Raw genomic sequence first — 19,225 nt, 5'->3', positions numbered from 1 at the left:
GCCGGCCCCCCCGCGGGGGGCTGATGCCCCCCCCCCGGGCGGGGGTGGGGGCGCCCCCCCCCGCCCCCCATCAGCCCGTCCGGCGATCGAGGACACCGCCGCGCGGCGGTGGTGCGCCACCCCAAAGCAAGCCGCAGGCGGCAAAGCGCGTACCCTCATAGCTCGTGAGGACGGGCGCGAAACAGGCGGAACGGGGCTCCCCGGGGCGGGCGGCGGACGGCACGGTGTGCACCGTGCGCGGCCTCGTCAAGACCTACCCCGCCGCGCGCGGGCGCCGCGGCACCCCCGGCACGGCCGCCGTGCGGGCCAGCGACGGCATCGACCTCGACATCGGCCACGGCGAGATCTTCGGCCTGCTCGGCCCCAACGGCGCCGGCAAGTCCACGCTCGTCCGCCAGCTCACCGGCCTGCTGCGGCCCGACGAGGGCACCGTCGACCTGCTCGGCCACGACCTCGTGCGCCACCCCGAGCGCGCCTCCCGGCTCGTCGGCTACCTCGGCCAGGAATCCACGGCGCTCGACGAGCTGACCGTCGCCCTCGCCGCCGAGACCACCGGCCGGCTGCGCGGCCTCGACCTGCGGACGGCGCGCGCCGAGCGGGACGCGGTCATCGACGAGCTCGGCCTGGCCCCCATCGCCGGCCGGCCCCTGAAGAAGCTCTCCGGCGGGCAGCGCCGGCTCGCCTGCTTCGCCGCGACCCTCGTCGGCGACCGGCCCGTCCTCGTCCTGGACGAGCCGACCGCCGGCATGGACCCCGTGGCCCGCCGCGCCGTCTGGGCGGCCGTCGACCGGCGCCGCGCCGAGAACGGCGCCACGGTGCTGCTCGTCACCCACAACGTCATCGAGGCCGAGACCGTCCTCGACCGCGTCGCCGTCATGGAGCGCGGCCGGATCATCGCCTGCGACACCCCCGCAGGGCTCAAGGAGCTCGTCGGCGACGAGGTGCGGGTCGAGCTCGTCTGGCGCGACGAGCCCCCGCTGCACGTCCCCGAGGTCGCCGCCCTGCGCGACGCCGCCACCGAGTCCGGCCGCCGCTGGACGCTGCGGCTGCGCCCCGCCGAGGCCCGCGCCGCCGTCGCCGCCGTGACCGGCGGCCCCGCCTTCGCCGCCCTGGACGACTTCACGCTCGCCACGCCGAGCCTGGAGGACGTCTACCTGGCGCTCGGCGGCCGCACGGAGGGGCTGGTGAAGGGGTGAGCGCCCGCACCCCGCGCGCCGTGCGCGGCCGCCCGGCCGGGTGCCGGACCGTACCGAACAGGAGCCTTGCCGCGTGAGTGCTGTGTCCGCAGAGGCGGTGTCCGCGCAGGTCCGGACCACGGGCCGGACCGGGGACCGGTCCGGCGGCGGGGCCGCCCCGCTCGCGCCCAGGGCCCGGCTGCTGCCCGCCCTGGCCGCCGTGTACCGGGCGCAGCTGTCCCGCGCCCGGGTGGCCCGGATCCCGCTGCTGTTCGTCGCGACGTTCCAGTCCGTCGGGATCATGATCCTGATGCGGGGCGTCGTCGACGGCGGGGACGAGGCGCGGGCCGTCGTGGCCGGCTCCAGCGTGCTCGTCGTGGCCTTCGTGGCGCTGAACCTCCTCGCCCAGTACTTCGGGCAGCTGCGCGCGAGCGGCGGCCTCGACCACTATGCGACGCTGCCGGTCCCGCCCGCCGCCGTGGTGCTGGGGGCGGCGGGGGCGTACGCGTCGTTCACCGTGCCCGGCACGGCCGTCACGGCCGTCGCGGGCAGCGTGCTCTTCGACCTGCCCATGGGAAACCTCTGGGTGCTCGCCGCGGTGATCCCGCTCGCCGGCGCGGCCCTCTCCGGGCTCGGCGCCGCGCTGGGACTGCTCGCGCCCCGGCAGGAGCTGGCGACGCTCTGCGGCCAGCTGGGCATGTCGGCGGCGCTGCTGCTCGGCGTGCTCCCCGCCGCCCACATGCCCGCCCCGGTCGCCTACGCCCGGGACCTGCTGCCCTCCACCTACGGGGTCGAGGCGCTCGCGCGGACCTTCGACGCCGAACCCGACTGGCTGCGGGTGGCCGCGGACCTGGGCGTCTGCGCGGCCGTCGGCGTGATCTCGCTCGCCGTCGCCACCTGGGCGTACCGCCGGGCGGCCGTGCGATGACGCGGCGCGGCGACGGTCCTGCCTCCGGGGAGACCCCGTCCACCTGGCACGATGGCGGAGTGACCGCACCGCTGACACCGCACGACCCGCCCCTGCCCGAGGACGCCCACGGGCACCCGGACGGGCCGGCGGCCCGCACCGAGCAGGCGCCGGAGACGCGCGCCGAGCTGCGGCAGGCCGCGGTGGTCGCCGTCGCCGTGACGGTGGCCGGAGTGCTGCTGGGCCTGCTGTGGGTGTGGCTGGCGCCCCGCGTCCCCCTGATCTCCGACGGCAAGGCCGTCTACCTGAAGAACACCGAGGGCGAGCAGGCGATCGGCGCCGACGGCACGTTCGCGCTGCTGGGCCTGGGCTTCGGAGTGGTGAGCGCCGCCGTCGTCTTCTGGTTCCGGCGCCACGGCGGCGTCCCGCTGGTCTGCGGGCTGGTGCTCGGCTCCCTGCTGGCCGGACTGGTCGGCTGGCGCCTGGGCGTGTGGCTCGGCCCGACCTCCGACGTCGTCGCGGCCGCCAAGGCCGCGGGCAAGGGCGTGGTCTTCGACGCCCCGCTCAGGCTCGCGGCGAAGGGCGCCCTGCTGGCCTGGCCGCTGGCGGCCATGGCGGTCCACCTCGGCCTGACGGCCCTCTTCGGCCCCCGCGACCCGGAGCCCGACCCTGACTGGTCGGCGACCTAGCGCCTTCCGGCGGGGTGGGGGTGGGGGTGCACCACCGCTGCGCGGCGGTGTCCTCAAGCTCCCCCAGCTAACGCTGGGAGGTGCCCGCGGACGGGCTGGTGGTGGCTGGGCTCAGCCACATCAGCCCGTCCGGGGGCATCTCCTGGGGACACCCCCAGCGGTAGCTGGGGGAGCCCCGGGATGTGGTCAGGCCGGGCGCCGGCCGTGGTTCGCCTTGTTCTTCTTCAGGCGCCAGCGGCGCTTGCGGGTGCGCTTCGACATGGGCGTCCCTCCCGGTGCGGGGCGCGCGTACGGCGGCCCGCATGACGGTGGTAGCCCAGCGACGGCCAACAGTCCATCCCCCCGGTCGGCCCCGCTCCGCGCCCCTCAGGCGCGGGCGATCGGCGCCACCACCGCATCCGTGAGAGAGGCGAGGTCAGCGGGGGAGAGCTCGACCTCCAGACCGCGGCGGCCCGCGGAGACACAGACGGTCGCATGGGAGCGCGCGGAGGCGTCCAGCGCCGTCGGCAGCTTCTTGCGCTGCCCGAGCGGGGAGATGCCGCCGCGCACGTACCCGGTCGTGCGCTCCGCGGCCGCCGGGTCCGCCATCGCCGCCCGCTTGCCGCCGACCGCCGCCGCCAGGGCCTTGAGGTCGAGCGAGCCGGAGACCGGTACCACGGCGACGGTCAGCCGGCCGTCCACCTCGGCCACCAGGGTCTTGAAGACCCTCGCCGGGTCGACGCCCAGCGCCTCGGCCGCCTCCTCCCCGTAGGAGGCGGCGGCCGGATCGTGCTCATAGGCGTGGACGGAGAAGGCGGCCCCCGCCGTCTCCAGGGCGACGATCGCGGGGGTGGACCCCGGCCCCGACGCCTGTTTCCTGGACTTCTTCACCGGGGTCGCCCTCTCTCAGTTGGGGTTCGTCGGCTGTTGCGTGAGGTCGACGGCCGGCAGCGACGGCAGCTTGCCGATCACCGCGGTCTCCGAGCGCAGCAGCTTCAGCTCCTCCGCCAGCCGGCTCGCGGTGTCGGGCGCCTGCAGCAGCCGCTGCTTGGCCGGGGTGTCGAGCATCGCCGCGGCCGCGACCAGGTAGGACAGCACGGACGGTTCCCCCGGCAGGTCCGACTGCCCGGCCAGCGACCGCTCCGCCGCCCCGGCCAGCCGCTTCTGGTACGCCCGGAACGCCCGGACGACGCCCGAGGCGAGCGCCCCCGCCTCGTCGCCCTGCTTCTCCTCGACGGCCTCCACCTCGCCCACGAGATAGGGGCCGGACGCGTCGACGGACAGCAGCCGGAAGCGGGTGGTGCCGGTGGCGAGGACCTCGAACGTGCCGTTCTCCCGCTCACGGATCGTGGCCGCCTCCGCGGTGCAGCCGACGGTGTAGAAGGCCCGCATCGGGTCCGGGCCGAAGCCGGACGCCGGGCCGGGCTCCGGCCGGGACCCCGCGGGGAGCCCGGGCGCGGTCGGCGCCACCTCGTGGCCGTCGCGGATGGCCACCACGCCGAACCGGCGCGGCTCGTCCTCCGGCAGCGCGGCGAGGTCGCGCATCAGCGCGCGGTACCGCTGCTCGAACACGTTCAGGGGCAGGACGAGGCCCGGGAACAGCACCGAGTTCAGCGGGAAGATCGGAAGGCGCGCGGTGGTCACAGCCGGTAAGCCTAATGGCCTGGGCGGCCGGCTTGTCGGGGCGCTTGGCCTCAGCGCCTTTCCGGGCGTGGCCGCCCTCGCGCACGCGGCGCTGTCCTCAAGCGCCGGGCGGGCTGGTGGGTGGGTCTGCCGGGTGGTGTCCCGGGTGCCGGTTGGGCGGTGCCTCGCAGCGCCTGCGGCGCTGTCCTCAGGCGTCGGACGGGCTGGTGGGCCCCGGTGCAACGGGCCGTGAAGCGTCACTGCCTGCGCAGCATGCGGGACGCGCCCGCCGCCACCGTCGTCGCCAGGACCCAGCCCAGCAGGATCAGGGCCGTCACCACCCACTGCGCCGCGCCCGTCGGGCGCCACGCCGTGCCGTGGCCCAGGTCCACCACCGGGACCAGGAGGTCCAGCGCGTACAGGCCCGGGCTCCACGCCGGGCCCTCGCCCTCCTTGATCGGCGGCACCGGGCGGTAGGTGAAATAGACCGCCGCCGCCGCCCACAGCACCGCCATCCACACCGCCGCCCGCCCGGGGCGGTAGCCGTACGCCACCGTCCAGTCCTGGAGGTAGCCCCACGCCTTGGCCGCCGGCGGCAGCGTCTCGCGGCGCCGGCGTTGCTTGGCCAGCAGCACCTTTCGGGCCTCGGCGTCCTCGCCGCTGTCGCGCAGGGCGCCCGCCAGCCGCTCGTACGGCTCCGGCGCGTACTCGGGCGTGGCCGCCGCCACCCACTCCAGCCGCAGGTCGAGCGGGAAATGGCCGAGCGGTATCAGGTTCTCGTAGAAGAACCCGGCCATCACCAGCCCCCCGGGCCCCGGCCAGCTCTCCGCCCGGTCCACGAGATTGACCACCCGCGCCCCGGACAGCACGACCCGCCCCCGCTGCGCCCACTCCCCGAGGAAGCGCAGCTCGGGCGTCTGGATGCGGCGCAGCGACACCTCCTGGCCCGTCTCCAGCACCAGCCGGGCCTGGCTGAAGTCGACGGCGTCGCCGAACCGGCCGTCGTCCAGCCGCATCCCGCCCTGGCACTCGAAGCGCTGTAGGCGGGTGCCGTGCTCGGGGGTGTTGCCGATGCCGTACGGGGGAGTGGCGCCGCCCGCCGTGGCGGAGCCGCTGATCCCGGCCGCCGTCAGGTACAAGGTGCGCTCGACCGTCAGCTGCGGGGCGTTGAGCGCGCGCCGCCCGAAGGGGTTGCTCAGGGTAGAGCCGCGCAGGCTGAGGGAGACGCCTATCTGCGCGCCGCGCATGCTCAGCTCACCGTAGGAGCGCATCATCTCGGCCTGGAGGTCCTGCCCGACGGTCATCCCGTCGGCCGCTATGGACAGGCCCCGGCGGTCCCTGCGCACCACCAGCTGGTTCAGCAGGAGGTCCGTGCCGATCTGCGCGTCGGTCAGGCGGATGCCGTTCTGCACGACACACCGGGGCAGGTGCAGATCGCCGTCGGTCCGCAGCCGGGCGGCCTCCAGCCGGGGGATGGCACAGCCGACCAGCCGCAGGGTGGTGAACTGGCTCTCCGGCAGCAGCACCTGGTGGTCGAAGCGGCAGTTCTGCAGCTCCACGTACGGGACGACCGTGCCGCCCGACAGGTCGAGGGTGCCGGTGATCCGCACGCCGTTGAGCTTCAGGGCCGAGACCCGGCCCGGCACGGCGGGCGGCCCGTCCAGCAGGAGCAGCGCGACGACCTGCGCCCGCACACAGCGCTCCGGCCCCCAGGAGTGCGAGCTGGCGGGGTCGTTCCGCTCGGAGAAGGGGGTGCGCAGATCGTGGGTGCTGCCGGTGCGGAACGCCTCCCACATGCCCCGCTCGGCGGGGGTGAGGTCCAGCCCGGCGGGGGGCTCGCCGTCGTGCGGTTCGGTCACGGACCGTGCCCCCTCCCGTCACGCTTATCACTCAGTACCTTGGTGATGCCCCTTGCGTGTCCGATTGAACACTGATAGTGACATTGGGTTGGTGTCACCCGACGCGTATCACTGCTTGGTACGGAAAGCCGAGTGGCGGGACGGGTCTGAGACAATTGGTTCTGTGATCTCCCGAATCGATCTGCGCGGTGCCGCCTCGGGCGTCGACCGCGACCTGCTGCCCCGAGCCGAACTCGACGTCGAGGCCGCCCTGGAAAAGGTGCGGCCCATCTGCGAGGACGTGCATCATCGTGGCACCGCGGCCTTGATCGACTACGCGGAGCGGTTCGACGGCGTCACGATCGACCGGGTGCGCGTCGCCCCCGAGGAGATCACCGGCGCCCTGGAGCGGCTGGATCCGGCCGTACGCGCCGCGCTGGAGGAGTCCATCCGCCGCGCCCGGCTCGTCCACCGCGAGCAGCGGCGCACCGACAAGACCGTCAAGGTCGTGCCCGGCGGCACGGTCACCGAGCGCTGGGTCCCGGTCGAGCGCGTCGGGCTGTACGTGCCCGGCGGCAACGCCGTCTACCCCTCGTCCGTCGTGATGAACGTGGTGCCCGCCCAGGAGGCCGGCGTCTCCTCGCTCGCCGTCTCCTCGCCCCCGCAAAAGGACTTCGGCGGCCTGCCGCACCCCACCATCCTCGCCGCCTGCGCCCTGCTCGGCGTCGACGAGGTCTACGCCGCCGGCGGCGCCCAGGCGATCGCCATGTTCGCCTACGGCACCGACGAGTGCCGCCCCACCCAGCTGGTCACCGGCCCCGGCAACATCTGGGTCGCCGCCGCCAAGCGCCTGCTCAAGGGCCGGATCGGCATCGACGCCGAGGCCGGCCCGACCGAGATCGCGATCCTCGCCGACGACACCGCCGACCCGGCGCACGTCGCCTCCGACCTGATCAGCCAGGCCGAGCACGACACGCTGGCCGCCGCCGTCCTCGTCACGCCCTCCGAGGCGCTCGCCGAGGCCGTCGAGGCCGAGCTGAAGGCGCAGGTCGCCGTCACCCGCCACCAGGAGCGGATCACCGCCGCCCTGGCCGGCCGGCAGTCCGGCATCGTCCTCGTCGACGACCTCGACCAGGGCCTCGCCGTCGTGGACGCCTACGCCGCCGAGCACCTGGAGATCCAGACCGAGAACGCCGCCGAGGTCGCCGCCCGCGTCCGCAACGCCGGAGCGATCTTCGTCGGCCCGTACGCCCCGGTCTCCCTCGGCGACTACTGCGCCGGCTCCAACCACGTCCTGCCCACCGGTGGCTGCGCGTGTCACTCCTCCGGCCTGTCCGTCCAGTCCTTCCTGCGCGGCATCCACGTCGTGGACTACACGCGCGACGCGCTCGCCGAGGTCACCCACCACGTGGTCACCCTCGCCGAGGCCGAGGACCTGCCCGCCCACGGCGCCGCGCTCAAGGCGCGGTTCGACTGGAAGGTGCCGAAGTAAGTGACCGGCATCGACGACCTGCCCATCAGGGACGAGCTGCGCGGCAAGTCCCCCTACGGCGCGCCGCAGCTCGACGTGCCCGTACGCCTGAACACCAACGAGAACCCCTACCCGCTGCCCGAGTCCCTCGTGGCCCGGATCGCCGAACGGGTCGCCGAGGCCGCCCGCCGCCTCAACCGCTACCCCGACCGGGACGCGATCGAGCTCCGCACCGAGCTGGCGGCCTACCTCACCCGCACCGCCGGGCACCACGTCACCACCGCCCAGGTGTGGGCGGCCAACGGCTCCAACGAAATCATCCAGCAGTTGCTGCAAACCTTCGGCGGGCCCGGCCGCACCGCGATCGGCTTCGAGCCCTCGTACTCGATGCACGCCCTGATCTCCCGCGGCACCGGCACCGGCTGGCTCGCCGGCCCCCGGCGCGCGGACTTCACCATCGACGTCGACGCCGCCCTGGCGGCCATCGCCGAGCACCGGCCCGACGTGGTCTTCGTCTGCTCGCCGAACAACCCCACCGGCACGGCCGTCGACGCCGACACCGTCCTGCGGCTGTACGACGCCGCGCAGGCCGCCCGCGCGGACACCGCCGGGGCGCTCGTGGTCGTGGACGAGGCGTACGGCGAGTTCAGCCACCGCCCCTCCCTGCTGCCGCTCATCGAGGGCCGCGCCAACCTCGTTGTCTCCCGCACCATGTCCAAGGCGTTCGGCGCGGCCGGCCTGCGCCTGGGCTACCTGGCCGCGCACCCCGCGGTCGTCGATGCGGTGCAGCTGGTCCGCCTGCCGTACCACCTGTCCTCCGTCACCCAGGCCACCGCGCTCGCGGCCCTGGAGCACACGGATACGCTGCTCACCTACGTCGAGCAGCTCAAGGGCGAGCGCGACCGCATCGTCACCGAGCTGCGCGCCATGGGCTGCGAGGTGACGGACTCCGACGCCAACTTCGTCCAGTTCGGCCGCTTCGACGACAGCCACGCCGCGTGGCAGGCCATCCTCGACCAGGGTGTCCTGGTGCGGGACAACGGCGTACCGGGGTGGCTGCGGGTCACCGCCGGCACCCCGGCGGAGAACGACGCGTTCCTCGACGCGGTGCGCGCCCTGATCAAGGAGACCAACCGATGAACTGCGTGGGCCGCGTGCTGTGCTGGTCCGGGGGCGACCCCCGGACCCCCGGCCGGACCCCCGTCGTTCGGGCCGCGGGTCGTCAGCGGCACATTCGCAAGGAGACCAACCGATGAACCGCGTGGGCCGCGTGCTGTGCTGGTCCGGGGGCGACCCCCGGACCCCCGGCCGGACCCCCGTCGTTCGGGCCGCAGGTCGTCAGCGGCACATTCGCAAGGAGACCAACCGATGAACCGCGTGGGCCGCGTAGAGCGCACCACCAAGGAGACGTCCGTCCTCGTCGAGATAGACCTCGACGGCACCGGACAGGTCGACGTGTCGACCGGGGTCGGCTTCTACGACCACATGCTGGACCAGCTCGGCCGGCACGGGCTCTTCGACCTCACCGTCAAGACCGACGGCGACCTGCACATCGACACCCACCACACCATCGAGGACACCGCCCTCGCGCTCGGCGCCGCCTTCAAGCAGGCGCTCGGCGACAAGGTGGGGATCTACCGCTTCGGCAACTGCACGGTCCCCCTGGACGAGTCCCTCGCCCAGGTCACCGTCGACCTCTCCGGACGCCCCTACCTCGTGCACACCGAGCCCGAGAACATGGCGCCGATGATCGGCACGTACGACACGACGATGACCCGGCACATCCTGGAGTCCTTCGTCGCGCAGGCGCAGATCGCCCTGCACGTCCACGTCCCCTACGGCCGCAACGCCCACCACATCGTCGAGTGCCAGTTCAAGGCCCTCGCCCGGGCGCTGCGCTACGCCAGCGAGCGCGACACCCGCGCCGCCGGAATCCTCCCGTCTACGAAGGGCGCGCTGTGACAGGGCTCTCCACTGTTCTGATCGTCGTGGGGCTGTTCCTGATCGGCGGAGTCATCTCCTTCTGGAAGCAGGGCCTGCCCAAGGGCGTGATCGTGCTGCTCGGCATCGCCTCGGTGATGTGCCTCGTCGCCGGTGTGATGCGGATCCAGGGGGTCTGGGAATGAGCGGCAGCCGCAAGAAGGTCGTCGTCTTCGACTACGGATTCGGCAACGTCCGCTCCGCCGAGCGGGCCCTCGCCCACGTCGGCGCCGACGTCGAGATCACCGGCGACTACGACAAGGCCATGACCGCCGACGGCCTCCTCGTCCCCGGCGTCGGCGCCTTCGAGGCGTGCATGAAGGGCCTGCGGGCCGCGCGCGGCGACTGGATCGTCGGCCGCCGCCTCTCCGGCGGCCGCCCCGTCATGGGCATCTGCGTGGGCATGCAGATCCTCTTCGAGCGGGGCATCGAGCACGGCGTGGAGACCGAGGGCCTCGACGAGTGGCCCGGCACGGTCGAGCCCCTCAAGGCGCCCGTCGTCCCCCACATGGGATGGAACACCGTCACCCCCGCCGACGGCTCCCGGCTCTTCGCCGGCCTCGACGCCGACAGCCGCTACTACTTCGTGCACTCCTACGCCGTGCGCGAGTGGGGCTTCGAGATCACCGCCGACCACATCCGGCCCCCCCAGGTCACCTGGGCCACGCACGGCGAGCCGTTCATCGCCGCCGTCGAGAACGGGCCCCTGTGCGCCACCCAGTTCCACCCCGAGAAGTCCGGCGACGCCGGCGCCCAGCTGCTGACCAACTGGATCGAGACCCTGTGAGCACCGTGATGCCGAAGCTCGAACTCCTCCCCGCCGTCGACGTCCGCGACGGCCAGGCCGTCCGCCTCGTCCACGGCGAGTCCGGCTCCGAGACCTCCTACGGCGACCCGCTGTCCGCCGCCCTGGCCTGGCAGCGCGCGGGCGCCGAGTGGCTGCACCTGGTCGACCTCGACGCGGCCTTCGGCACCGGCGACAACCGGGCGCAGATCGCCGAGGTCGTCCGCTCCATGGACATCAAGGTCGAGCTCTCCGGCGGCATCCGCGACGACGCCTCGCTGACCGCCGCCCTCGCCACCGGCTGCACCCGCCTCAACCTCGGCACCGCCGCCCTGGAGACCCCCGAATGGGTCGCCAAGGTCATCTCCGAGCACGGCGACAAGATCGCCGTCGGCCTCGACGTCCGCGGCACCACCCTCCGCGGCCGCGGCTGGACCCGCGACGGCGGCGACCTCTACGAGACCCTCGCCCGCCTGGACTCCGAGGGCTGCGCCCGCTACGTCGTCACCGACATCGCCAAGGACGGCACCCTCCAGGGCCCCAACCTGGAACTGCTGAAGAACGTCTGCGCGGCCACCGACCGGCCGGTCGTCGCCTCCGGCGGCGTCTCCTCCCTTGACGATCTGCGGGCGATCGCGACCCTGGTACCGGAGGGTGTCGAAGGCGCCATCGTGGGCAAGGCCCTCTACGCCAAGGCGTTCACCTTGGAAGAGGCCCTGGAGGCTGTATCCGTATGACCCACACCCCTGCCCCGCGGCGCGTACAGTCAGACAGCTCCTGGGAGGAGACGATCGGCTTCGCACGCGCCGTGGCGGCGGGGGACCGCGTCCACGTCGCCGGCATCATGCCGCTCGTCGACGGCGTCCTGCTCGGCGAGGGCGACCCGTACGAGCAGGCGCTCGCCGCGTTCCGCAACGCCCTGGGCGCCCTGGAGGAGTTCGGCCTCGGCGCCGACTCCGTCATCCGCACCCGGATGTACCTGACCCACGCGCGTGACGTGGACGCGGTCGGCCGCGCCCACAAAGAGCTCTTCGACGCGGTACGGCCCGCGGCGACCCTGGTCGTCGTCTCCGGCTTCGTCGACTCACGGGTGCTGGTCGAAGTAGAAGTAGAAGCGTACCGAGGAGCAACGAATACATGACCCTGGCGGTCCGAGTCATCCCCTGCCTGGACGTGGACAACGGCCGGGTCGTCAAGGGCGTCAACTTCCAGAACCTGCGCGACGCGGGCGACCCCGTGGAAATGGCCAAGGTCTACGGGGAGGAGGGCGCCGACGAGCTCACCTTCCTCGACATCACCGCCTCCTCCGGCGACCGCGAGACCACCTACGACGTCGTGCGCCGCACGGCCGAGCAGGTCTTCATCCCGCTGACCGTCGGCGGCGGCGTCCGCACCGCCGGCGACGTCGACAAGCTGCTGCGCGCCGGCGCCGACAAGGTCGGGGTCAACACCGCCGCCATCGAGCGGCCCGAGCTGATCCAGGAGATCGCCGAGCGGTTCGGCCGCCAGGTCCTGGTGCTCTCCGTCGACGCCCGGCGCACCGCGACGGGTTCCTTCGAGGTCACCACGCACGGCGGCCGCCGCGGCACCGGCCTGGACGCCGTGGAGTGGGCGCACCGCGCGGCCGAGCTGGGCGCCGGCGAGATCCTGCTCAACTCCATGGACGCCGACGGCACCAAGGACGGCTACGACACCGAGCTGATCCGGGCCGTGCGCGGGCAGGTGACGGTCCCCGTCATCGCCAGCGGCGGCGCCGGGCGGCTGGAACACTTCGCCCCGGCGATCGAGGCGGGCGCCGACGCGGTGCTGGCCGCGTCCGTCTTCCACTTCGGCGACCTGCGCATCGGCGACGTCAAGGAGTCGCTGCGCGGCGCCGGGCACCCGGTGCGGTAGGGCTTGCCGCCCGGTCCTGCGCACCTCCGCCGCGCGGAGGTGCGCCTCCGCGCGGCGAAGGTGTCCTCGGGCGCCGGACGGGCTGCTGTGTTTTGTCCTCAAACGTCGGACGGGCTGCTGTGCCTTGCCCTCAGGCGCCGGGCGGGCTGCTGTGCCTTGTCCTCAAGCGCCGGACGGGCTTGAAATCAGCCCGTCCGGCGCTTGGGCGAGCTTGGCGTTCCTCACAGGCCGAGCTTCGCCTCGCGCAGCTTGGCCACCGCGTTCTCGTCCCCGTCCAGCTCGACGCGGGCGCTGGACTGGCGGCCGAACGCGAACAGCGTCAGCTCGCCCGCGCCTCCGGTCACCGTCACCACCGGGGTGCCCCGGTGCGCCACCGCCGTCCTGCCGTCGGGCAGGCGCAGCACCAGCCCCACCGGTGACCTGCGGCCCAGCATCCGCGCCACCCGCTCCAGCCGCGCCCACAGGGCGTCGGCGAACACCGGGTCCGGCTCCCTGGGCGTCCACTCCGGCTGGGCGCGGCGCACGTCCTCGGTGTGCACGAAGAACTCGACCGTGTTGGCCGCCTCGTCGACCTGCTTGAGGGCGTACGGCGACAGGCGTGGCGGGCCGGTGCGGATGAGCTGGATCAGCTCCTCGTACGGCTTCGCCGCGTACTCGGCCTGGACCCGTTCCAGACGGGGGGCCAGTGCCTTGAGCACGATCCCGGCGGCGGCGTCGGAGCGGCGCTCGCGCACCACGGCGTGCGCCGCGAGGTCACGGGCCTTCCAGCCGTCGCAGAGCGTCGGGGCGTTCGGGCCCACCGTCTCCAACAGGTCGGCGAAGAGCAGGCGTTCGCGCTGTGCGTGGGTCGACATGCCGCCACCCTACGACCGGCGCCCCGCTCGTGCCACGGCGCCGCGCCAGCCCCCGGCGGCCGCCGGCGTCACTCCGGCAGCGGCGCGGTCAGCTTGGTGCCGTCCTTCGACATGCTCCGGGTGACCGTGCAGGCCACCTGGTCCTTGCCGTTGCTGTACGTGACCCGGCTCGGGTACAGGACGTAGCTGTAGTACAGCTTGCCGTCGCCTATGGAGCGCACCCGCTTCTCCGTGCCGTCCTTGCACAGGGCCCGGGCCTTGTCCTGGATCTCCTGCTCCGTGCTGAAGGTGCCGGTCAGCGTCTCGTTGGCGATCACCTCACCGTCGTGCGAGCCGTCGCACGACTTCTTCTTCACCGAGGTGATGCCGCTGGTCATGCTCGGGTGGTCGAAGCACTCGCCGGGCTTGAGCGCCACGTACGGCACCCGGCCGGGGATGTCCAGGGAAGGCGACGGGGCGGCCGAGGCGCCGGGGCGCGACGGGTCGGTGCCCGTGCCGGGGGCGGCCGTCTCCGGGCCCGGCACGGCCGGGACGGACACCGCCGGGCTCGGGGAGCCCTTGGGCTTCGCGGACGTCTTCTCGTCGTCACCGCCCTTCGCGGCCAGCACGATGCCGCCGACGATCAGGCCGGCCACCAGGACGGCCGCGACCACGATCACGGCGACCTTCGCGCCGCTGCCGCCCGAGGGCGGCGGAACCGGCGGCGGGAACTGCTGCCCGTAGGGCTGCCCGTACGGCTGGCCCTGCGGGTTCGGGTGGCCGAAACCTTGCGGTCCGCCGAACCCCTGCTGGCCCTGCGGCTGCCCATAGGGCTGGCCGTAAGGCTGGGCCGGGGGCTGGGCGGGCGGCTGCGCGGGCAGGCCGCCCGGAGGGCCGAACGCCGGCGGGCCGAACCCACCACTGTCACGAGGCGGTTGCGGGGGCTGCTGCGGCGGCGGAGAGGTCATGGGCGAAGCATGCCGTACGGCACTGACACCGGCTGCGGCGGGCTCCGGTCAACGCCACGGGCCGCGCGGCGGCCGACGCCCCGCCCACCAGCGGGATCAGGGCCTTGAACAGGGCCGTTATCAAGACAGGGGCTGCCGCAGGCGCCTGAATGCCCGCCGGTGACGGCAGAATGGAGGACATGACCGGCACCAACCCTCCCGCCTCTCCCGCCCCGGAGCCCGCCCCGGGCGCCGGTGGCCTCGCCCCCGATGTCGCCGCCCGCCTCAAGCGCACCGCCGACGGCCTGGTCCCCGCCATCGCCCAGCAGTACGACACCGGCGAGGTGCTCATGCTCGGCTGGATGGACGACGAGGCGCTCCACCGCACCCTCACCACCGGCCGCTGCACCTACTGGAGCCGCAGCCGCCGGGAGTACTGGGTCAAGGGGGATACTTCCGGCCACTTCCAGCACGTCAAGTCCGTGGCCCTCGACTGCGACGGGGACACCCTGCTGGTCAAGGTCGACCAGGTCGGAGCCGCCTGCCACACCGGCGACCGCACCTGCTTCGATGCCGACGTCCTCCCCCTCGGCCAGTAGGCTCCGCTCCCATGGCTGCCACGACCTCGGGTGACATCGCCCCCGACGCCGAAACCTTTCGTACGCTCGCGAAGGACCGCCGGGTCATCCCGGTCACCCGGCGATTTCTCGCCGACGGGGACACCCCCGTCGGCCTCTACCGCAAGCTCGCCGCCGAGCGACCCGGCACCTTCCTGCTGGAGTCCGCCGAGAACGGCCGTACCTGGTCCCGCTACTCCTTCATCGGCGTCCGCAGCGCCGCCACCCTCACGGTGCGGGGCGGCGAGACGCACTGGCTGGGCACCCCGCCCGTCGGCGTCCCCACCGGCGGCGACCCGCTGGAGACGCTGCGCGCCACCGTCGCGACCCTGCACACCCCCCGCGACCTCATAGAGGGCGACGGCCTCCCGCCGTTCACCGGCGGCATGGTGGGTTACCTCGGCTACGACATCGTCCGCCGCCTGGAGAAGATCGGCGAGCACGGCGAGGACACCCTCGGCCTGCCCGAGCTGACCATGCTCCTCACCTCGGACCTCGCCGTCCTCGACCACTGGAACGGCACCGTCCTGCTGATCGCCAACGCGATCAACCACAACGACCTCGCCACGGGCATCGACGAGGCGTACGCCGACGCCGTCGCCCGCCTCGACGCGATGGCCGCCGACCTGCACCGGCCCGCGCCCACCGCCCCCACCTCCCTGCCGGCCTCCGAACTCCCCGAGTACACCGCCCGCTGGGGCGGCGAGGAGTACATGGCGGCCGTCGACGACATCAAGGAGCGCATCCGCGCGGGCGAGGCGTTCCAGGTCGTGCCCTCCCAGCGCTTCGAGACCCCCTGCACCGCCTCCGCGCTGGACGTCTACCGCGTGCTGCGGGCGACCAACCCCAGCCCGTACATGTACCTCTTCCGCTTCCCCCACGGCGAGGGAGGGGCCTTCGACGTCGTCGGCTCCAGCCCCGAGGCGCTGGTCAAGGTCGAGGACGGGCACGCCATGGTGCACCCCATCGCCGGCACCCGCCCGCGCGGCGCCACCCCCCAGGCGGACGCCGCGCTCGCCGACGAGCTCATGGCCGACCCCAAGGAGCGCGCCGAGCACCTCATGCTCGTCGACCTCGGCCGCAACGACCTCGGCCGGGTCTGCGAGCCCGGCAGCGTCGAGGTCGTCGACTTCATGTCGGTCGAGCGCTACAGCCACGTCATGCACATCGTCTCCACCGTCACCGGCCGGCTCGCCCCCGGGCGCACCGCCTTCGACGTCCTGACCGCCTGCTTCCCCGCGGGCACCCTCTCCGGCGCGCCCAAGCCCCGCGCCATGCAGATCATCGAGGAGCTGGAGCCCACCCGCCGCGGCCTCTACGGCGGCTGCGTCGGCTACCTCGACTTCGCGGGCGACTCCGACACCGCCATCGCGATCCGCACCGCCGTGCTGCGCGACGGGACCGCCTACGTCCAGGCCGGCGCCGGCGTCGTCGCCGACTCCGACCCGGCGGCCGAGGACGCCGAGTGCCGCAACAAGGCCGCCGCCGTCCTGCGGGCCGTGCACTCCGCGAACCGCCTCACGCCCCCGGCATGACCGTCCGCGGGCGCCCGCCGGCACCACGGGGGACCCCCGGGCGCCCGCACGAGACACACGAGGGATAGTGGTAACCGTGAGCGCAGCCGTACCCCACCCCCGTCCCCACGTCGAGCCCGCCCCCCGCACCGGCGGCGGCAGGCGGCGCAGCGTCGGCGTCGCCCTGCTGTCCGGCGCCGCGGGCGCCGCGCTCGTCCTGCTCTCCGGCGGCCGGACCTGGGCCGAGGGCACGACGACCGCCGCCCGGAGCGTCATCACCAAGCAGGCCAGCGGGCAGGACGTCACCGGCCTGCCCGGCGCCCTGGCCATCGTCGCCCTCGCCACGCTCGTCGCCGTCTTCGCGGTCCGCGGCGTCTGGCGCACCGTCGTCGCCGGGGCCCTGGCCCTGTGCGGCGCCGGGATCGTCGCCGCCGCGGTCACCGGCGCCACCGACACCGCGGCGCTGGACGAGAAGGCCGCCAAGGCCAACGGCCTCACCAGCGCGGCCATCGAGAACGTCACCCACACCGCCTGGCCGTGGGTGGCCCTGGCCGGCGGCGTGCTGATCCTGATCGCCGGGCTGCTCGCCCTGCGCCACGGCCGCCACTGGCCCGCGATGTCCAGCCGGTACGAGCGGGACGGCACCCCGCGCCCGCGCCGCGCCCGCGCCGCCGCACCCGACCCCGACCGCCCCGAGGAGCTGTGGAAGGCCCTCGACCGCGGTGAGGACCCCACCGGCGACGCCCGCCGGTGACAGACACGCCCCACCCCAGCTCAAGGCAGCCCCGGCCGTCGGGGACAATGACCATGAGCGTTCTCCGCGCCCGCGGGCGCGCCACAGCAACGAGGAGTCATAGTCATGGCGGGTAGCAGCCACGGACACACCCCGGCCGCCTGGACCGGTGTCACCATCGCCTTCATCGGCTTCTGCATCTCCGGTGCGTTCATGGTGGCCGCCAAGCCGGTCGGGTTCTGGGCCGGTTTCGTCGTGATCGCCCTGGGCGGCGTCGTCGGCGGCATCATGCGGATGATGGGCCTCGGCCAGGCCCCCAAGGGTGGGTCCAAGGCGAAGGTCCAGCCCCAGGGCTGACCGAGCTCCCACCCCCGCCAAGGCGCGGCCAGGGCCCGTACGGCCGAACGTACAGGTCCCTGAGCTGCGCCTTCGTGCGCTTGGGCGGAGACTGGCCGGTGTGAGGGACTGCGCCGACGGCCCGCCGGGGGCCGCTGGGAACGACAACCCGCTGCCCGGGCGCGCGGCGCGCCGCCTGGCCGCCCCGCTGGGCGTCGCCGGGGCCCTGGCGGCCGCCTTCGCCTACATCGCCGGCGTCGACCCCAACCAGCCCGGCCACTACCCCGCCTGCCCGCTGCTGAGCCGCACGGGCGTGTACTGCCCCGGCTGCGGCGGGCTGCGCGGCGTCCACGCCCTCGCCCACGGCGATCTGCTCACCGCGCTCGGCGCGAACGCCCTCGCCGTCACGGGCTACGCCGCGTTCGCCGTCCTGTGGGCCGTGTGGTGCGCGAGGGCCCTGCGGGGCCGGGGCGGCGCGGCCCGCCCGTGGCCGGCCCTGCGCGCCGCACACTGGTGGGCCCTGGGCGGGCTCGTGCTGGCCTTCACCGTGGTGCGGAACCTGCCCTTCGGGGCGGCGCTCACGCCGTAGCAACCCCAGGAGTCACATGGATGCCCATGAGCCCCAGGGAATGTTCATCGAATGACCATAAACGCCCACACGGTGTCTTAAAGGCGTCCAAGAACTGTCCACGGATCGGGACCGGCGTCAACCGGATGCGAAGCCTTCGCTCTCCGGCAAGTACCATCGCAGTGCCTGGTGTGGAGTTTTCCGCACACCAGCCCAGACCATCCGAGTCCGGAAGGGGGCCGCTCGCGTGAGTGTGCTCGACGAGATCATCGACGGAGTCCGTGCCGACCTCGCGGAGCGACAGGCGCGCGTCACCCTCGACGAGCTCAAGGACCGGGCCGCCAAGGCCCCGCAGGCGAAGGACGGCGTCGCCGCCCTCCGCGGTGAGGGCGTCAGCGTGATCTGCGAGGTCAAGCGCTCCAGCCCGTCCAAGGGCGCGCTCGCCGCCATCGCCGACCCCGCGGGTCTCGCCGCGGACTACGAGGCGGGCGGCGCGGCCGTCATCAGCGTGCTGACCGAGCAGCGCCGCTTCGGCGGCTCGCTCGCCGACCTGGAGGCCGTCCGCGCCAAGGTCGACATCCCCGTCCTCCGCAAGGACTTCATCGTCACGGCGTACCAGCTGTGGGAGGCCCGCGCCTACGGCGCCGACCTGGCCCTGCTGATCGTCGCCGCGCTGGAGCAGGAGGCCCTCGTCTCCCTCATCGAGCGGGCCGAGTCCATCGGGCTCACCCCCCTGGTCGAGGTGCACGACGAGGAAGAGGTCCAGCGCGCGGTCGACGCCGGCGCCCGGATCATCGGCGTCAATGCCCGCAACCTCAAGACCCTTGAGGTCGACCGCGGCACCTTCGCCCGGGTCGCGCCCGAGATCCCGGACCACATCGTCAAGATCGCCGAGTCCGGTGTCCGCGGCCCGCACGACCTCATCGCCTACGCCAACGACGGCGCCGACGCGGTGCTGGTCGGCGAGTCCCTGGTGACCGGCCGCGACCCCAAGGCGGCCGTGGCCGACCTCGTGGCGGCCGGCGCCCACCCCGCCCTGCGGCACGGCCGGGGCTGACCACCGCCATGGGGACGTACGCGCGCCTGGCCCGGGGATGCCGTCCCCGGGGCTGCCGCGCGCCCGCGCGCCGCGTCCTCGGCCGGCGCGTGCGGTACCACATCGGCTGTGAGCCGGGACAGATCAACGGAATGCGATGGCGCGGCGGCGCCGCACTCTAGCGTTCCCTCGCCGGGTGCGGCGCCCAGGGCGTGTCTTACGGATCAGCCCGGGGCCGCGACGCCCGGCACGGCACCTCGCCGCGTTGTCGCATCACCCGAGTACGCCCAGTACGCGGGAGA

The 19,225-nt window shown here is 73.9% G+C and carries 22 protein-coding genes; 17 read left to right on the top strand and 5 right to left on the bottom strand.

From position 1 onward, the window contains the following. Nucleotides 1-224: 224 nt before the first annotated feature. The 3 genes from ABZ951_RS31295 to ABZ951_RS31285 all read left to right on the top strand — a co-directional run bounded on the left by ABZ951_RS31295 (nt 225) and on the right by ABZ951_RS31285 (nt 2,771). The gene (locus ABZ951_RS31295) at nt 225-1,196 is read left to right on the top strand and encodes an ABC transporter ATP-binding protein (RefSeq protein ID WP_361281395.1); all 972 of its coding nucleotides are present in this window, start codon (nt 225-227) and stop codon (nt 1,194-1,196) included. A 97-nt stretch (nt 1,197-1,293) separates the two neighbouring features. Beyond that, complete coding sequence (locus tag ABZ951_RS31290; RefSeq protein WP_344096639.1) at nt 1,294-2,103, top strand: ABC transporter permease; 810 nt, start codon at nt 1,294-1,296, stop codon at nt 2,101-2,103. A 59-nt stretch (nt 2,104-2,162) separates the two neighbouring features. Beyond that, nucleotides 2,163-2,771, top strand: coding sequence for an ABC transporter permease (locus ABZ951_RS31285; RefSeq protein WP_344096632.1), 609 nt, complete (start codon nt 2,163-2,165; stop codon nt 2,769-2,771). A 366-nt stretch (nt 2,772-3,137) separates the two neighbouring features. Here ABZ951_RS31285 and ybaK read toward each other — a convergent pair whose 3' ends face one another. The 3 genes from ybaK to ABZ951_RS31270 form a co-directional block, all read right to left on the bottom strand. Further along, nucleotides 3,138-3,641, bottom strand: coding sequence for a Cys-tRNA(Pro) deacylase (gene ybaK / locus ABZ951_RS31280; RefSeq protein ID WP_344096629.1), 504 nt, complete (start codon nt 3,639-3,641; stop codon nt 3,138-3,140). Between the two features lie 15 nt (nt 3,642-3,656). After that, nucleotides 3,657-4,394 carry an LON peptidase substrate-binding domain-containing protein gene (locus ABZ951_RS31275; protein WP_344096627.1) on the bottom strand — a complete coding sequence of 246 codons (738 nt, stop codon included), beginning with the start codon at nt 4,392-4,394 and terminating at the stop codon, nt 3,657-3,659. Nucleotides 4,395-4,630: 236 nt separating this feature from the next. Further along, on the bottom strand, nt 4,631-6,232 hold the full coding sequence (locus tag ABZ951_RS31270; protein ID WP_344096624.1) for an oxidoreductase: 1,602 nt from the start codon (nt 6,230-6,232) through the stop codon (nt 4,631-4,633). Nucleotides 6,233-6,395: 163 nt separating this feature from the next. On the opposite strand from ABZ951_RS31270, the gene hisD reads away from it, so the two are divergent. From hisD to hisF, 8 genes are all read left to right on the top strand, one after another. Further along, nucleotides 6,396-7,703 carry a histidinol dehydrogenase gene (gene hisD, locus ABZ951_RS31265; RefSeq protein WP_344096621.1) on the top strand — a complete coding sequence of 436 codons (1,308 nt, stop codon included), beginning with the start codon at nt 6,396-6,398 and terminating at the stop codon, nt 7,701-7,703. Continuing rightward, a complete protein-coding gene (locus ABZ951_RS31260) occupies nt 7,704-8,822 on the top strand; it encodes a histidinol-phosphate transaminase (RefSeq protein ID WP_344096619.1) in 1,119 nt (372 codons plus the stop codon). 228 nt (nt 8,823-9,050) lie between these two features. Next, nucleotides 9,051-9,644: an imidazoleglycerol-phosphate dehydratase HisB gene (gene hisB / locus ABZ951_RS31255; protein WP_344096617.1), complete on the top strand. Its 594-nt coding sequence runs from the start codon at nt 9,051-9,053 to the stop codon at nt 9,642-9,644. After that, complete coding sequence (locus tag ABZ951_RS31250; protein ID WP_344096615.1) at nt 9,641-9,808, top strand: hypothetical protein; 168 nt, start codon at nt 9,641-9,643, stop codon at nt 9,806-9,808. Before hisB ends, ABZ951_RS31250 begins: the two co-directional genes overlap by 4 nt. Then, entirely contained in the window at nt 9,805-10,449 is a 645-nt protein-coding gene (gene hisH / locus ABZ951_RS31245; protein WP_344096613.1) for an imidazole glycerol phosphate synthase subunit HisH, read from the top strand. The genes ABZ951_RS31250 and hisH overlap by 4 nt, the downstream gene beginning before the upstream one ends. A gap of 8 nt (nt 10,450-10,457) precedes the next feature. Further along, complete coding sequence (gene priA / locus ABZ951_RS31240) at nt 10,458-11,183, top strand: bifunctional 1-(5-phosphoribosyl)-5-((5-phosphoribosylamino)methylideneamino)imidazole-4-carboxamide isomerase/phosphoribosylanthranilate isomerase PriA (RefSeq protein ID WP_344096636.1); 726 nt, start codon at nt 10,458-10,460, stop codon at nt 11,181-11,183. Continuing rightward, nucleotides 11,180-11,587, top strand: a complete 408-nt coding sequence (locus tag ABZ951_RS31235) for a RidA family protein (protein ID WP_344096611.1) — start codon at nt 11,180-11,182, stop codon at nt 11,585-11,587. Before priA ends, ABZ951_RS31235 begins: the two co-directional genes overlap by 4 nt. Then, nucleotides 11,584-12,339: an imidazole glycerol phosphate synthase subunit HisF gene (hisF, locus tag ABZ951_RS31230; protein ID WP_344096609.1), complete on the top strand. Its 756-nt coding sequence runs from the start codon at nt 11,584-11,586 to the stop codon at nt 12,337-12,339. Before ABZ951_RS31235 ends, hisF begins: the two co-directional genes overlap by 4 nt. Nucleotides 12,340-12,560: 221 nt before the next feature. On the opposite strand, the gene ABZ951_RS31225 is transcribed toward hisF, so the two are convergent. Further along, nucleotides 12,561-13,193, bottom strand: a complete 633-nt coding sequence (locus tag ABZ951_RS31225) for a TIGR03085 family metal-binding protein (RefSeq protein WP_344096607.1) — start codon at nt 13,191-13,193, stop codon at nt 12,561-12,563. 68 nt (nt 13,194-13,261) lie between these two features. Further along, the gene (locus ABZ951_RS31220; protein ID WP_344096605.1) at nt 13,262-14,140 is read right to left on the bottom strand and encodes a hypothetical protein; all 879 of its coding nucleotides are present in this window, start codon (nt 14,138-14,140) and stop codon (nt 13,262-13,264) included. Between the two features lie 179 nt (nt 14,141-14,319). On the opposite strand from ABZ951_RS31220, the gene hisI reads away from it, so the two are divergent. The 6 genes from hisI to trpC all read left to right on the top strand — a co-directional run bounded on the left by hisI (nt 14,320) and on the right by trpC (nt 18,944). Next, nucleotides 14,320-14,718, top strand: coding sequence for a phosphoribosyl-AMP cyclohydrolase (gene hisI, locus ABZ951_RS31215; RefSeq protein ID WP_344096603.1), 399 nt, complete (start codon nt 14,320-14,322; stop codon nt 14,716-14,718). Between the two features lie 11 nt (nt 14,719-14,729). Next, nucleotides 14,730-16,271, top strand: a complete 1,542-nt coding sequence (locus ABZ951_RS31210) for an anthranilate synthase component I (protein ID WP_344096601.1) — start codon at nt 14,730-14,732, stop codon at nt 16,269-16,271. Nucleotides 16,272-16,347: 76 nt separating this feature from the next. Then, entirely contained in the window at nt 16,348-17,004 is a 657-nt protein-coding gene (locus ABZ951_RS31205) for a TIGR02234 family membrane protein (RefSeq protein WP_361281381.1), read from the top strand. 105 nt (nt 17,005-17,109) lie between these two features. Further along, nucleotides 17,110-17,340, top strand: a complete 231-nt coding sequence (locus ABZ951_RS31200) for an HGxxPAAW family protein (protein WP_344096595.1) — start codon at nt 17,110-17,112, stop codon at nt 17,338-17,340. Nucleotides 17,341-17,491: 151 nt separating this feature from the next. Continuing rightward, nucleotides 17,492-17,908: a DUF2752 domain-containing protein gene (locus ABZ951_RS31195; protein WP_344096634.1), complete on the top strand. Its 417-nt coding sequence runs from the start codon at nt 17,492-17,494 to the stop codon at nt 17,906-17,908. Nucleotides 17,909-18,134: 226 nt separating this feature from the next. Then, a complete protein-coding gene (gene trpC / locus ABZ951_RS31190; RefSeq protein WP_344096592.1) occupies nt 18,135-18,944 on the top strand; it encodes an indole-3-glycerol phosphate synthase TrpC in 810 nt (269 codons plus the stop codon). The last annotated feature ends 281 nt before the right edge of the window (nt 18,945-19,225 follow it).

It is taken from the genome of Streptomyces sp. NPDC046215, from assembly GCF_040646215.1.
Lineage (GTDB): Bacteria > Actinomycetota > Actinomycetes > Streptomycetales > Streptomycetaceae > Streptomyces > Streptomyces stramineus.
The sequence above is the reverse complement of the archived record's forward strand: the minus strand, read 5'-3'. Positions and strand labels throughout refer to the sequence as shown.

Coding starts and splice junctions, on each gene's coding strand:
- ABZ951_RS31210 (WP_344096601.1), top strand. CDS start 14,730: ATGGCTGCCACGACCTCGGGTGACATCGCCCCCGACGCCGAAACCTTT.
- ABZ951_RS31220 (WP_344096605.1), bottom strand. CDS start 14,140: ATGACCTCTCCGCCGCCGCAGCAGCCCCCGCAACCGCCTCGTGACAGT.
- hisF (WP_344096609.1), top strand. CDS start 11,584: ATGACCCTGGCGGTCCGAGTCATCCCCTGCCTGGACGTGGACAACGGC.
- ABZ951_RS31200 (WP_344096595.1), top strand. CDS start 17,110: ATGGCGGGTAGCAGCCACGGACACACCCCGGCCGCCTGGACCGGTGTC.
- hisH (WP_344096613.1), top strand. CDS start 9,805: ATGAGCGGCAGCCGCAAGAAGGTCGTCGTCTTCGACTACGGATTCGGC.
- hisI (WP_344096603.1), top strand. CDS start 14,320: ATGACCGGCACCAACCCTCCCGCCTCTCCCGCCCCGGAGCCCGCCCCG.
- hisB (WP_344096617.1), top strand. CDS start 9,051: ATGAACCGCGTGGGCCGCGTAGAGCGCACCACCAAGGAGACGTCCGTC.
- ABZ951_RS31235 (WP_344096611.1), top strand. CDS start 11,180: ATGACCCACACCCCTGCCCCGCGGCGCGTACAGTCAGACAGCTCCTGG.
- ABZ951_RS31225 (WP_344096607.1), bottom strand. CDS start 13,193: ATGTCGACCCACGCACAGCGCGAACGCCTGCTCTTCGCCGACCTGTTG.
- priA (WP_344096636.1), top strand. CDS start 10,458: ATGCCGAAGCTCGAACTCCTCCCCGCCGTCGACGTCCGCGACGGCCAG.